Annotated in this window: 11 protein-coding genes; 7 read left to right on the top strand and 4 right to left on the bottom strand. The window is 63.1% G+C overall.

Annotation, left to right across the window (positions count from 1 at the left end):
- Window positions 1-10: 10 nt before the first annotated feature.
- From mltB to lipB, 5 genes are all read left to right on the top strand, one after another.
- A complete protein-coding gene (gene mltB, locus R3E49_RS00340; protein ID WP_371293236.1) occupies window positions 11-997 on the top strand; it encodes a lytic murein transglycosylase B in 987 nt (328 codons plus the stop codon).
- Window positions 994-1,818 (top strand): septal ring lytic transglycosylase RlpA family protein, encoded by an 825-nt coding sequence (locus R3E49_RS00335; protein ID WP_371293235.1) that lies wholly within the window; start codon window positions 994-996, stop codon window positions 1,816-1,818. The genes mltB and R3E49_RS00335 overlap by 4 nt, the downstream gene beginning before the upstream one ends.
- A gap of 72 nt (window positions 1,819-1,890) precedes the next feature.
- Window positions 1,891-3,054 (top strand): D-alanyl-D-alanine carboxypeptidase family protein, encoded by a 1,164-nt coding sequence (locus R3E49_RS00330; RefSeq protein WP_290742123.1) that lies wholly within the window; start codon window positions 1,891-1,893, stop codon window positions 3,052-3,054.
- A 7-nt stretch (window positions 3,055-3,061) separates the two neighbouring features.
- Window positions 3,062-3,331 (top strand): YbeD family protein, encoded by a 270-nt coding sequence (locus R3E49_RS00325; RefSeq protein WP_371293234.1) that lies wholly within the window; start codon window positions 3,062-3,064, stop codon window positions 3,329-3,331.
- A gap of 4 nt (window positions 3,332-3,335) precedes the next feature.
- Window positions 3,336-3,980: a lipoyl(octanoyl) transferase LipB gene (lipB, locus tag R3E49_RS00320; RefSeq protein ID WP_371293233.1), complete on the top strand. Its 645-nt coding sequence runs from the start codon at window positions 3,336-3,338 to the stop codon at window positions 3,978-3,980.
- A gap of 60 nt (window positions 3,981-4,040) precedes the next feature.
- Here lipB and R3E49_RS00315 read toward each other — a convergent pair whose 3' ends face one another.
- The 4 genes from R3E49_RS00315 to R3E49_RS00300 all read right to left on the bottom strand — a co-directional run bounded on the left by R3E49_RS00315 (window position 4,041) and on the right by R3E49_RS00300 (window position 10,113).
- The gene (locus R3E49_RS00315; RefSeq protein WP_290742114.1) at window positions 4,041-4,571 is read right to left on the bottom strand and encodes a response regulator transcription factor; all 531 of its coding nucleotides are present in this window, start codon (window positions 4,569-4,571) and stop codon (window positions 4,041-4,043) included.
- Window positions 4,564-5,886 carry an ATP-binding protein gene (locus R3E49_RS00310; protein ID WP_371293232.1) on the bottom strand — a complete coding sequence of 441 codons (1,323 nt, stop codon included), beginning with the start codon at window positions 5,884-5,886 and terminating at the stop codon, window positions 4,564-4,566. Before R3E49_RS00310 ends, R3E49_RS00315 begins: the two co-directional genes overlap by 8 nt.
- Window positions 5,887-5,968: 82 nt before the next feature.
- Window positions 5,969-9,058, bottom strand: a complete 3,090-nt coding sequence (locus tag R3E49_RS00305; protein ID WP_371293231.1) for an efflux RND transporter permease subunit — start codon at window positions 9,056-9,058, stop codon at window positions 5,969-5,971.
- A complete protein-coding gene (locus R3E49_RS00300; protein ID WP_371293230.1) occupies window positions 9,058-10,113 on the bottom strand; it encodes an efflux RND transporter periplasmic adaptor subunit in 1,056 nt (351 codons plus the stop codon). Before R3E49_RS00300 ends, R3E49_RS00305 begins: the two co-directional genes overlap by 1 nt.
- A gap of 628 nt (window positions 10,114-10,741) precedes the next feature.
- Here R3E49_RS00300 and R3E49_RS00295 point away from each other — a divergent pair.
- Entirely contained in the window at window positions 10,742-11,905 is a 1,164-nt protein-coding gene (locus R3E49_RS00295) for an IS256 family transposase (protein WP_371293229.1), read from the top strand.
- Window positions 11,906-11,965: 60 nt separating this feature from the next.
- Window positions 11,966-13,414, top strand: coding sequence for an AMP-binding protein (locus R3E49_RS00290; RefSeq protein WP_371293228.1), 1,449 nt, complete (start codon window positions 11,966-11,968; stop codon window positions 13,412-13,414).
- Window positions 13,415-13,519: the final 105 nt, after the last annotated feature.

Below are 13,519 nucleotides of genomic sequence, written 5' to 3'. Positions count from 1 at the left end.
GAATCAGCGCATGACGAAAGCGATGGCCGTTCGGCTGCTGGCCCTTTGGTGTGGGTGGCAGGCGGCAGCTGCCAGCGCGGGCTACGGGGACCTCCCGGCCGCGCGGGCACTGGTGGACGAGCTGGTGGAAGAGCGCGGCCTGGATCGCGATCACCTGCTTCAGGTGATGGCCAGCGCAGAGCGCCAGGAACGCATCCTGGAGGCCATGTCGAGGCCTGCGGAGCGGGTCAAGCCCTGGTATGAGTACCGGCAGATTTTCCTGAACGAACAGCGGGTGACCGAAGGCCTGGCGTTTTACCGCACACACGAGGCCACATTCCGCCGCGTGCAGGCGGAACTGGGTGTTCCGCCCGAGATTGTGCTGGCCATCCTCGGTGTTGAAACGTCCTATGGCCGCATCACCGGCAGTTATCGCGTGCTGGATGCGCTTGCCACATTGGCCTTCGACTACCCCCGTCGCTCCTCGTATTTCAGGAAGGAGCTGAAGAACTATCTGATCCTGACCGCCGAACAGCAGCTGGACCCGCTCGCGATGCAGGGCTCGTATGCCGGCGCGATGGGTTACGGGCAGTTCATGCCCAGCAGCTATCGGAGTTACGCCATTGACTTTGACGCTGATGGCCGCATTGATATCTGGAATAACCCGGTGGATGGTATTGGCAGCGTGGCCAACTATCTGCGTCGCCACGGCTGGCGCAGCGGCGAGGGTGTCGTGGTGCCTGCGGCGGCCTCCGCCGAGGTACCTGAAGCATGGTTTGGGCTGGGTCTGGTGCCCAAGCGCCGCGTGGACGAACTGAAGGTCGGCGGCCTGCGCGCCAGGGCACCGCTGGAAGACGAGACACTGGTGACACCGGTACGTCTGGAGTTGGAGGAAGGGTATGAATACTGGCTGGGTCTGCACAATTTCTACGTCATCACGCGCTACAACCACAGCGCCATGTACGCCATGAGCGTGTACCAGTTGAGTCAGCGCCTGGCGGCGGGGCTGGTTCAGTGAGCCGGGGTGGTCTGCTGGTTGTTGCGGGTCTGGCCCTGGTGCTGGCTGGCTGCGCCACGCGGGGTCCGGAGGTGGTCACCGTGCCCGGCGAGCCACCCGCGCCGACAGGTGCCTTGATCAAGGACGGTGCGCCCCTGCGCACGATTCACCCCGATGATGTGCTCGATGCCGTGCCACGTCCCGACCCGATCCTTATCGTGGGGAATTTCAGTCCCTACACCGTGAATGGCGAGACCTATGAAGTGCTCGACAGCTTCACGAATTACCGCGAGCGCGGTATAGCGTCCTGGTACGGCACCAAGTTCGACGGCCAGAAAACCAGCAACGGCGAGATTTTCGACCTCTATTCCGCGTCGGCCGCCCACAAGACCCTGCCGATTCCCTGCTTTGCCCGCGTGACCAATCTGGCCAATGGGCGCAGCATGATCGTGCGCGTGAATGACCGCGGCCCCTTTCACAGCGACCGCCTGATAGACCTGTCCTACGGTGCAGCGGTCAAGCTCGGCTTCATGGAGGTAGGCACCGCGCCGGTCGAGGTGGAGGTTATCAACCTGGCGGGCATTGACGACCGCCGCAACAATCCTGCCGGGCACTATCGGTACGTACAGCTGGGTGCGTTCGGTTCAGAGTCGGCAGCGCAGCGGTTGCGTATTGAGCTGGCGGCGCTGGTGACCTCGCCCATCGCGGTGAGCCCGGTAGAAACCGGCAGTGGCCGCCTGTACCGGGTGCGCATTGGCCCAGTGGCAGCCAATGACGATATCCTGCAACTGCAGCAGCGCCTTGAGGCGAGCGGCTACAGTGGTACGCAATTGCTGCCCTGACGAGGCGGGGCGCGCCGTCCTCACGGTGCGTTCTGCTCCATCCATGTTCCAACCTTTCAGGCCTGATACGTTATGACGCGTTTTGTATGTTCTCTTTTGCTTGTTCTTGCTTCCGGTTTTGCGCAGGCGGCCATCGTGCCCGCGCCGCCGCAGGTGGCGGCCGAGGCCTATTTGCTGATTGATGCCGACACTGGTGCGGTGCTGGCGGAGGGCAATGCCGACGAGCCGCGCCCACCCGCCAGCCTGGTCAAGATGATGACAGCTTATGTGCTCGCCGGTGAAATAGAGTCCGGTCGTGTATCGGCAGACGATATGGTGACGGTCAGCCGGAATGCATGGTCGCAGAATCCGGTATTCAATGGTTCCTCGCTGATGTGGATTGAACCCGGCAAGGACGTGTCCATTCGGGACCTGGAGCACGGCATCATCATATCTTCGGGCAACGACGCCACGGTGGCGGTGGCGGAGCATCTCGCCGGCAGCGAGGAGGCTTTCGCCGACATGATGAACAGTTATGCCAAGGCATTGGGCATGACCAATTCGCATTTCGCGAACTCCCACGGGCTGCCTGCCGAAGGGCAAGTGGTGACGGCGCGGGACCTGGCCAAACTGTCCGCCGCCATGATCAATGATTTTCCGGAGCACTACTCGCTCTACAAGAAGCGCGAGTTCACCTACAACAATATTCGCCAGTACAACCGGAATTCCCTGCTCGGCGAGGATCCCTCGGTGGATGGCATCAAGACCGGCTACACGAAAGAAGCGGGATACGGGCTGGTAGCCTCGGCGGAACGTGACGGCATGCGCCTGATTTCCGTGGTGCTGGGAACGCGCAGTCCAACGGCGCGCAAAAACGAGACACGGGGCCTGCTGAACTACGGCTTCCGATTCTTCGAGACGGTGGAGCTGTTCACCGCCGAGCAGGAACTGGCGCAGCCGCGCGTCTGGAAAGGGTTGCAGGATAGCGTCGCAGTCGGTGTGCTGGAGGCTGCGCGGGTCACACTGCCCCGTGGACAGCGCGAGGCAATGGAGACGGTGGTCGAGCTGGACACCACGCTCGTGGCGCCCATTGCCCGCGGTGACCAGGTGGGTACGGTGCGCCTGACCCAGGGCGATGACACTGTGTTTGAGGCACCGGTTGTGGCGCTGGCATCTGTTGAGCAGGCGGGGTTCTTTGCCCGCGTGTGGGACAGTATCCGCCTCTGGTTCAGTCAGCTGTTCAGCGTCGAGGGCTGAGTTCACCATGACAGCGCAGGAGCCGCCTAAAATCGAGTTTCCCTGTGAGTACCCGATCAAGGTGCTGGGGCGCAGCTCGGAGGATTTCCGCAGCCTCATCGTGACCGTCTTCGAGCGTCATGCGCCCGGGTTTGACCAGGAGACCATCGTCGTGAAAGGCAGCAGCAAAGGCACGTTTACCTCATTGACGATCACCATCACGGCGACAGGTCCGGAGCAGCTGCGCGCACTGCACCAGGACCTGATGGCGACCGGGCAGGTGCAGATGGTGATTTAGTCCGATGGACATACTCTGTCGTCGCTTGCCGGGCGCTGCTGACTACCTGGCGACGCTCGAGGCGATGAAAGCATTCACCGACAGCCGTGACGCCGCCACACCGGATGAACTGTGGCTGCTGCAACACCCCAGGGTCTTCACCCAGGGGCAGGCCGGCAAGGCGGAGCATGTGCTGGCGCCTGGCGACATTCCGGTGATTCAGGTCGACCGTGGCGGACAGGTGACCTACCACGGACCCGGCCAGTGGGTACTCTATCTGCTGGTGGATTTGCGGCGCCGCGGTCTCGGCGTCCGGCAACTGGTTACCCTCATTGAGCAGGGCATCGTCCAGGTGCTTGCAGCTTACGGTATCGAAGGCGCGCCGCGCGCTGATGCCCCCGGGGTCTATGTGCAGGGTGACAAGATTGCCTCGCTCGGCCTGCGCGTGCGCCGCGGCTGCAGTTATCATGGCCTGGCGCTGAATGTCGATCTCGATCTGGAGCCTTTCCTGCGCATCAATCCCTGCGGCCACCAGGGCCTGCGGGTGACGTCCATGGTGCAGTGCCTTCCGGAAGCGCGCGCGCCGGCAATGGAGGATGTCGGTGATGCGCTGCTCGAGGCGCTTCGCGAACAGCTGGAGGCGGCTACCAGCGCACCCGGAGTTCGCTGAACGGCCGCCTCGGAGGCCAGTGGACAGGTGTCCTGCTCCACGGCCGCTAGCCGATCGCGCTCAGCGACGTACCGGGCGTTTCTGTAGTTTCCGCTGCAGCGTGCGGCGATGCATACCCAGTGCACGGGCCGTCGCAGAAATGTTGCCATCGTTGGCGTTCAGTACACGCTGTAGATGCTCCCACTCCATGCGGTCCAGGGAGGGCGGATGTGTGGCGTGTTCCGGTGCCGGTTGCTCCCCGCGAAAGGCCAGGAGAATTTCATCCACGGTAGCCGGCTTGCAGAGATATTGTACGGCGCCAAGCTTGATGGCCTCTACAGCGGTGGCGATACTCGAGTAGCCGGTGAGCACCACCAGGCGGGCTTCGGGGGCCTCGTTGAGCAGGTCCGGCAGCGCTGCCAGACCGGAGCGCCCCGGCATGTTGAGATCGAGCAGGATGTGACTGGGGGCAAACTCACGGCAGCAGCGCAGTGCGTCTTCGGCACTCGCGCAGGCGCGGCAGGTGAAGCCGCGACGCTCGAGGCCGCGCGCCAGCACGCCGGTGAACGTGGGGTCATCGTCCACCAGCAATACGCGCGCAGGGCTATCCACCTGCAGGCTCCGCGGGCATGGTGAGGGTGGCCAGGCAGCCTCCATCAGCGGGATTCTCCAGACGGACATGGCCCCCGTGGCGTTCGGCGGTGGCCCGTGCGAGCAGCAGCCCGATGCCCAGACCGCCATGGGTTCTGCCAGCCGCGTTGGCGCCCGGGCCTGCCGCGGACACCGGCGGCGCCGTTGCGCTCATGCCCGCGAGCACATCTCCGGGAGCCCCGGGGCCGTTGTCCCGCACGCCGATGCTGACCGTGTCGGCATTCCAGTCGACCGTGACCTCGACCTGCTCGGCACCGGTATCGGCGGCGTTGTTCAGCAGGTTTTCCAGGGCCTGCGGCAGGGTCTGATCATAGGCAACCCGGGGGACAGGCCCCTGTCCGATCACCCGCAGCTGGCAAGATACGCGTGGCCGCCTGGCCGCCCAGTGTTCCACGCAGCTTCTCGCCAGCCGGTCCGCCTGCCGCTGCTGGCGGGTACCTGCGGCAGAAACTTCCGCAGTATTGCTGAGCTCAGCCAGGATGTTCCTGCACTGCAGAAGTTGCTGCTGCATCAGCGCGATATCCTCACGTGCCTGCTGCCCCAGCGACCTGTCCTGTTGCAACTCCTCTGCGAGCAGGGTCATGGTGCCCAGCGGCGTGCCCAGCTCGTGTGCAGTACCTGCGGCGAGGCTGGCCACTGCCAGAATCTGGTCGTGTCGCAGTCGGTCCTCCCGGCGCCGCATTTCGTCTGCTTCCTGTTCCCTCAGCACGGCTGCCATGCGCACCACGAAGTAGGTGATCAAGCCGGCGCTGAAAAGAAAATTGAACCACATGCCCAGGCTGTGCACGCTGCCCTGCTGGTGGCCCATGGCGGCATGCGGGGAGAACAGCGGAAAGGGCACCCGGAAATACAGCAGCAGGCTGTAGGCGGCCACCGACGCAGCCGCAACCAGCCAGGTGTAGCGCCAGGGCAGCACGGCGGCCGCCACCACCAGCGGTACGATGTAATAGGAGATGAACGGATTGTCGGCTCCACCGCTGTAGTACATCAGTGCACTCCAGCCAACCACGTCGACCATCAGCTGCGCAAAGAAGGTGCGGTTGCCGATGTCTCGCGCCGTGGTGCTCCACCAGAGGCTGGCGACGGTGATCACCGCGAGCAGGACGAGGCTGGCCGCCATGCCCCACAGGCTTTGCGTGGTGCGGCTTACCAGCAGCACATAGGCGAGTACGCCGGCCTGCCCCAGGAGCGCGATGGCCCGAATGGCGAGCAGGCTGCGCAGGTTGGCCAGCGACGGGCTGTAGGCGGAGTGCTTGGGGCGGTCTGCGACGTTCACGCGCAGAGTATAACGCTCTGCAGCGCGTCTCGGGAGCGTCAAAGCGTCGCAGCGCGGCCGGTATTCCGCGCCACAGCGTGAATCAGACTTGCCGCGGCTGACGCTCCGCGGGTTCGGCCGGGCTCGACAGCGTGCGTTTGGCCAGCAGACGATAGGCCGCCGGCACAACGTAGAGCGAGAGCAGTGAGCCGAGCAGCATTCCCCCGATCACGGCCAGGCCCAGCGGCACCCGGCTCTGCGAGCCCGCGCCGAGTGCCAGCGCGATGGGCAGCGTGCCGAGCACGGTCGACAGGGTGGTCATCAGAATGGGCCTGAAGCGGGCCGCTGCCGCCTCCTCGACCGCGTCGTTGATGCTCAGCCCCGCAGCACGGCGCTGGTTGGCAAACTCCACGATGAGAATGCCGTTCTTGGTGACCAGTCCGATAAGCATGATCAGCCCGATTTCCGAGAAGATGTTCAGGGTCTGGTTGAAATACCACAGGGTAATCAGGCCGCCCGTGAGTGCCATGGGCACGGTCAGCATGATGGCAAGGGGATCGCGGAAGCTCTCGAACTGCGCAGCCAGCACCAGATAGATCAACAGCAGGGCCAGCACGAAAACGAACACCAGACTGCTGCCGGTTTCCGCAAATTCACGGGACTGCCCCGCCAGCTCGGTGGTGTAGCTCTCGTCAAGCACCTCGCTGGCCACCTCGCGCATGGCTCGAATGCCGTTTTCCAGTGCAACCCCCTCCGCCAGGTTGGCGGAGAAGGTCGCGGCGGTAAAGCGGTTGAAGCGATAGAGCACCGGTGCCGTGCTCTGCTCGCGTACGCTGACCAGGTTAGGCAGGGGAACCAGGGTGCCGTCAGCAGCCCGCACCGAAAGCCGAGACAGGTCGGCCGGCTCGTCGCGCCCCTGACGTACCATCTGGCCAATGATTTCGTACTGCTCACCGTCCTTGAGGAAATAACCGAAACGCTGGCCGCTGAAGGAGGCCTGCACGATGTCGGCGATCTCGCGGGTGTTCACGCCGATGGCCTCGGCGCGGTCACGGTCAATCTCCAGCACCAGCTCCGGCTGGTTGAATTTGAGGTTGACGTCTACGTAGCTGAACGCGGGGTGTTGCTGGGCGCGCTCGAGGAACCTCGGGATGACTTCGCGCACCTTCTCGATGTCGGTATTCTGCACCACGAACTGTACCGGCAGACCGCGACCGCCGACGTTGATGGTATCGAACTGGCGTACAAAGCCCTGCAGTTGCGGGAAGCTGGCCAGCGCTGCGGTGAGGTTGGCGGCCACCTGAGCCTGGGTCAGCTCGCGCTCTTCCGGCGCTTTCAGGACGACGCGGGAGAAGCCGGTGTTGACCGTTGTGGAAGAGCCGAAGCCCGGGGAGGTGACCGTGAGTCGAGCCTTGACCGCGTCGCCCCCGGCCTCGGCGATCAGCGCATCGAGATCAAGCATCGCCGCGGACATGTAGTCGAAGCCTGCGCCTTCGGGGCCGCGCGCCGAGACGAAGAGCTGGCTCCTGTCCTCCAGGGGTGCCAGTTCCTGGGGCATGCTGCGGAACAGGGTGATGATCAGGCCCAGGCAGGCGAGCAGGATCAGCGCCGCCCAGCTGCGGTGACGCAGGAAAGCGCGCAGCGAGGCGCGATAGCGATCGGCGAGCCGAACGAAGAAAGGCTCCGTGGCCCGATACAGGGCCGGGTGCTGTGCTCGATTCTTGAGAAAGCGCGCACAGAGCATCGGTGCCAGGGTCAGTGCGACGAAGGAGGAGATGACCACGGCGGCCGCCAGTGTGACGCCAAATTCGCGAAACAGCACACCGGTGAGACCGCCGAGAAAAATCAGCGGCGCGAACACCGCGACCAGTGCCAGAGTGGTGGCGATAACGGCAAAAAAGATCTCTTTCACACCCTCCGCGCCGGCGACTGCCGGTTTCTGGCCCTGTTCAATACGTTTGTAGATGTTTTCCACCACCACAATGGCGTCATCGACCACCAGCCCGATAGCCAGGACCATCCCCAGCAGCGTTAGTACATTGATGGAAAAACCGGCCAGGTACAGCACGAAGAACGTGCCGGTCAATGCAATGGGAATGGTCAGCAGGGGGATGATGGTGGTGCGCCACTCGCGCAGGAACGCAAAAATCGTCGCACACACCAGCAGCAGAGCGATGCCCAGGGTTTGCATGACCTCCAGAATACTGGCGCGTATGAACGTCGTGGTGTCGAAACCCACGGCAACATCGACATCCTCCGGCAGATCGCGCTCGATGATCGCCAACCGCCGGTAGAACTCATCGGCGATTGCAATCTCATTGGCGCCGCTCTGCGGGCGCAGCACAACACCGACGTTGGTGATGCCATCCCGGCGCAGCACGGTGCGCTCGTTCAGGGGACCGATCTCGGCGCGGCCGACATCCCGCAGGCGCACCAGCCGGTCGCCCTCGCGGCGAATGACCCGATCGTTGAAGTCCTCGGGATCGTCTCCAAGGCGGCTGAGGGTGCGGATGTTGATATCGACGGTTTCGCCTTCCAGGGTACCCGTGGGCAGCTCCACGTTCGCGGCCTGCAGGGCATTGCGGACATCGATGGCGGTGAGCCCGTGGGCGATCAGCGCATCCGGGTCCAGCCACAGGCGCATGGCGTATTCCTTGTAGCCCCAGATATCCACCTGTCCCACCCCGGAGATGGTTTCAAAGCGCGATTTGAACAGGTTGTCCGCCAGCGCGCTGAGTTCCATCAGGTTGCGCTGCTGGCTGCGCACACTGAGGAAGATGATGGGATCGCCGTCAGCATCGGCCTTGTAGATCGTGGGCGCCTCTGCCGCGTTGGGCAGGCGTCGCATGGCGGAGCCGACCCGGTCGCGGATATCGTTGGCGGCGGTATCCAGGTCGTCGCCGAGGGAGAACTCCGTGGTGACCGTGCTCAGCCCCTCGCGGCTGATCGAGGTCATGGTGCGGATGCCGGCGACCGTATTGAGCTCTTCCTCCAGCGCCTCGGTAATCTGGCTCTCGACCACGCTGGCGTTGGCCCCCGGGTAGGCGGTCTGCACGGAAATGATGGGTCGTTGCGCCATGGGGAACTCGCGCACGCCCAACTCGCGCAGGCCAATCAGGCCAAAGACGATGATCACAATGGACATGACCGCCGCCAGCACCGGGCGGCGGATACTGATCTCGTGCAGCGCCATCAGCTCAGGTCCAGCGCGCGTTGCACCGTCACGGGTTGCCCGTTGCGGATCGACTGGATGCCGGAGGTAATGACTTCCATGCCGGGCTCAAGCCCGCTGAGGATTTCCACCCGCCTGGCGTCGCGGTAGCCGGTTTCAACCTCGTGGCTGACGGCGATGCCGTTTTCCACGGTAAATACGGTGACTGCCTCGAGGTTCTGCATTACCGCGATGCTGGGGACCACCAGTGCCGCATCGTTGCGTGTGACCAGCTCTACCCGGGCGTAGTTGCCGGGCAGGAGCACGCCGTCCGGATTATCCACATCCGCGCGCACCGTCAGGGTGCGCGTTGCGGGGTCCACCCGCGAGTCGATGGCACGCACTGCAGCGGGAAAGGGCTTGGCATGGCCGCTGACGGTAAGCGACAGGGTGGTGCCGGGCACCAGACGCTGCCGGTAGCGCTCCGGTACACTGAAGTCCACGTGCAGGTCGGCAACGGTTTGCAAGGTGGTGATCAGCGTGTCCGCTTCGATGAGGTCGCCGGTGCTGACATGTCGCAGGCCGAGGGTGCCCGCGAAGGGGGCCTCGATCCGGCTTTTGGCCAGCCGTGCCCGCAGACGTGATACCTCCGCGCGCAGCACTTCGCGGCGACTGATGGCGTCATCCCGGTCGCTGGCGGTGACGGCGCCGGTGCCGAACAGGTTCTGCAGACGCTCGGCCTGGGTGCTGGCCAGAGTCAGCTGCTCCTCCAGCGAGCGCAGCTCCGCGCTGAGCTCGGCAGATTCTATGAGGATGATGGGGTCGCCGGCGCGCACGGTCTGACCGTCTTCAAAAAGGATTTTCTCAACCTTGCCCCGCAGCTCGCTGCGGATGTTGATCGACTGCTCGGCGGCCAGCGTGCCGTTGAAGAACAGCCGGCTCTCGAATGTCTGCGGTTCCAGGCGCTGGGTGCGCACTGTGGTGGCGCTGCGTTGCGCCTGTGCGCCCGCGGTCGGAGCGGGTGCCGGCTGCAGGCGTGGCCACAGCAACGCGCCAGCGGCCGCGACGGCCAGTGCGGCGATGAAAAAACGTTTCATGAAAAGTCCTGTTTGCCGGGCGCAGGGCCTGCTGGTTGCGCGCCGCTGATTATACCGCAAAAACGTTGCGGTTATTGACTCCGGGCAGCGTCACCGGTTCCCCGGGGCGCTGCCTGTTGTCGCCAAAGCGCGTATAATCTCCCGTTTTTCCGGCAGGTTCCAGCATGGCAGACTTGACAAAGGCAATTGCCGACCGGCGCACATTCGCCATCATCTCCCACCCTGATGCCGCCCAGCCTTTCAACGCTTAAAATCACCTTTCATTGCACACCACAATCACATCTCTACGTACTGAATTTAAAGGCTTTTTGTCTTTTTCTCGTTTATTGCTTTTCAATGATGTTCAGCGTAACCTCGGAAAGTGTGTACAAACTTCAGGTACAAATTCCGTTTTGGGAGGCCTTTGGCGGAAATTCCATGACACAAACCTGTCTGTAGGCCTTGTGGTTACTGGGTTGGAAAAGCGTAAAAAGTACTACCGTTAAAAGTCTCTTTTTTGCGTGAATTCAATTTGTAAGGTAGTGCACCATTCTTTCTGTAATTTTCCGGTGGCGTTGAAGAGCTGAGCCACCCGGTTATCCTTTCGATTGTGAATTTGGCGATTTACAAATCTAGAGGAAAAAACTGAATGGCTCAGCAATCACAGGATAGTGCGATTTACGATGCAGTGGAACTGCTCAAGGACAATGGATTCGACGGGGTTGCCGAGGCAGTCACCGTGCTGATGAACGCCGCGATGGTGGTGGAGCGCAGCGAATACCTCGGGGCCAGGCCCTACGAGCGCTCAGACGACCGCCGTGGCTACGCCAATGGCTTCAAGGGCAAGACCGTCAAGACCAGACTCGGGGAATTGCCGCTGAAGGTGCCGCAGACCCGGGACTGTGAGTTCTACCCCCAGAGCCTGGAGAAGGGATTGCGTTCGGAGCGGGCGTTGCTGCTCTCCATCGCGGAGATGTACGTCCAAGGGGTCTCCACGCGCCGCGTGAAGCGGATCGTCGAGGAGCTGTGCGGCATGGACGTCAGCTCCACTCAGGTATCACGGGCCGCTGCTGAACTGGACGAGTTGTTGACCGCGTGGCGCGAGCGCGACCTGGGACGCTATCGCTACGTGGTGCTGGACGCCCAGTACGAGAAGGTCCGCCAGGGTGGCCAGGTGCTCGATGCCGCCGTGCTGATCGCCTGTGGCGTGGATGCCGAGGGTCGGCGGGATATCCTTGGCTGCTCCGTGTCCCTGTCCGAGGCGGAGGTGCATTGGCGAGCCTTCCTGAGCTCGTTGAAGGACCGAGGGCTGTATGGCGTCGAGTTGATTGCCAGCGACGCCCACGAGGGGCTCCAGGCGGCCCGCAGGGCGGTGTTCCCCAGCGTGCCATGGCAACGGTGCCAGTTCCATCTGCAACAGAACGCGGGGCAGTATGTACCTTCAGTGGCAATGCGTTCACCTCTTGCAGCGGATATCCGGGCGATCTTCAACGCCCCAGATCAGCATGAAGCCGAGCGCCTGTTGGAAATGTTTGTGGAGCGCTACCAGAAGACGGCGCCGAAGCTGGCGAACTGGGCCGAGGAGGCACTGCCGCAGGGCTTCACCGTGTTCAGCCTACCGCCCGCCCATCGGCGCAGGCTGCGGACCACGAACCTGGTAGAGCGATTGAATGAGGAAATCCGCCGGCGAACCCGTGTGGCCCGGCTGTTCCCCAACGAGGCATCTTGCCTGCGACTGGTGTCGGCGGTACTGATGGAAATTGCTGAGGACTGGCAGACCGCTGAGAAGCGGTACGTCACCTTCAGCGACTAAACGGCGGTCGAGGGATAGCCGAATTTACAGAAAGGATGTTGCTTAATCTCGAAACGTTTTATGTTTATCGCGCAATACATCTTCGATTTCGCCGCACGTACACCGTCTGCACCGGCCATCATTTACAACGACCACGCGATTTCCTATCACGCGTTTGCCGGAGCCATTGCCCGGGCGGCCGGTGAGGTCGCTGCTGCCCTACCGCAGCCCAGGGGGACGGTTGCGGTGATGGTGCACAACCTGGCCGACTGTTGGGTGGCGACTCTGGCGCTGCAGGCGCGAGGGTATACGACGATCTGTGTTGCGTCGCTGGAGGTGCTGGCGTCGCTGGAGATCAGGCCTCTGCTGGGCGTTGTGGTGTGTGGCGAAAACACGGACACGGTGGAGCCCTGTGAGCTGGCTCCCGTGTTGACCCTGGGCAAACCCGTATTTGACGACGCGCTCGCTTTCGGAACCCCGCCGCTGGCGGAGGACGTCGATGACTGTGGGCATATCCTCTTCACCTCGGGAACATCAGGCAAATACAAGAAGGTCTTGGTGCCCGCGCGCGTGCAACGCGAATCAGACAGGGAGCGCTGTGATTTCCAGGGCTATGACAGCAGCACGCGGTACCACGCATTGGGCTTTGGCCTGTGGACGGGTAACGGCTACAAGGCGCCCACCTCGGTGTGGCACGTTGGCGGCACGGCCATTCTGGATCAGCGCAGTGACTGGGTAGAGCCCTTTGTATGCAGCGGCGTCACGCGGGCAACACTGCTCCCGGACATGGCCCTGCGGCTGAGCGAGTGCGAGAGTCTGGCGCAGATGGCGATCCAAACGGGCGCCCGCCCGATTCTCTATATGAGCGGCGGTTTCGTATCAGCCAGGGTCGTCGGCATCTTGCGTGAGCACTTCGATGTGTTCAATTCCTACGGTTGCACGGAAGTGGGCCTCGGCGTTCTCTGGCATGACTACGCCCTGCCGGCGGATCTCAGCTGGATGGTCTCGACCGGGGCCCGGGTGGTCGAAGTGGAAAATGCATCGGGGCAGCTGTGTGCGGTCAACGAGGAGGGTCGATTGCGCATCAAGCTGACCGAGCTGGATGCCAGTGGCTACATGGATGACCCGGAGGCCACCCGCGCGGCGTTCCGCGAGGGCTATTTCTACCCGGGTGACCAGGCCATACAGCGCGAAGACGGCGCATTCCGCATTCTGGGCCGCACTGCCGATGTGGTGAACCTCGCCGGGCAGAAACTCGCGGTGGCGCCCATTGAGGCGAACCTGCAGAACGTTCTGCAGGTGAATTACGTGTGCCTGTTTGCAGGTGTCACGGCATCGGGTGAGCCGGAAGTGGTGATTGCCATGGAGGCTGCCGAGCTGCCCAGCCGCGACCGGCTGGACCACGTCGGGCAGGAGTTCTCCCAGTGGGGTGAGGTGCGCTTCGCATTGCTGGACACCTTTCCTCGCACCCAGTCCGGCACCAGCAAGATAGACCGCAAGCGACTGAAATCGCTGCTTTTTCCAGTGTGACACCGGGCGTCGGCAACAGCAGCGGCCGGCGCAGCCAGCCACCAAATCGAATCCTGCCCTACACATCCGGACCGCGCCCCACTAGACTGGGCATGTTTACATTCC

Source organism: Haliea sp., assembly GCF_041395985.1.
In the GTDB taxonomy this organism is placed as follows: Bacteria; Pseudomonadota; Gammaproteobacteria; order Pseudomonadales; family Halieaceae; genus Haliea.
This window is presented reverse-complemented; position numbering and strand designations above follow the sequence as displayed.

Bases quoted from the DNA above. Each gene is read 5' to 3' on its own strand.
- R3E49_RS00325 (WP_371293234.1), top strand. From the start codon at position 3,062: ATGACAGCGCAGGAGCCGCCTAAAATCGAGTTTCCCTGTGAGTACCCG.
- R3E49_RS00330 (WP_290742123.1), top strand. From the start codon at position 1,891: ATGACGCGTTTTGTATGTTCTCTTTTGCTTGTTCTTGCTTCCGGTTTT.
- R3E49_RS00290 (WP_371293228.1), top strand. From the start codon at position 11,966: ATGTTTATCGCGCAATACATCTTCGATTTCGCCGCACGTACACCGTCT.
- lipB (WP_371293233.1), top strand. From the start codon at position 3,336: ATGGACATACTCTGTCGTCGCTTGCCGGGCGCTGCTGACTACCTGGCG.
- mltB (WP_371293236.1), top strand. From the start codon at position 11: ATGACGAAAGCGATGGCCGTTCGGCTGCTGGCCCTTTGGTGTGGGTGG.
- R3E49_RS00305 (WP_371293231.1), bottom strand. From the start codon at position 9,058: ATGGCGCTGCACGAGATCAGTATCCGCCGCCCGGTGCTGGCGGCGGTC.
- R3E49_RS00295 (WP_371293229.1), top strand. From the start codon at position 10,742: ATGGCTCAGCAATCACAGGATAGTGCGATTTACGATGCAGTGGAACTG.
- R3E49_RS00300 (WP_371293230.1), bottom strand. From the start codon at position 10,113: ATGAAACGTTTTTTCATCGCCGCACTGGCCGTCGCGGCCGCTGGCGCG.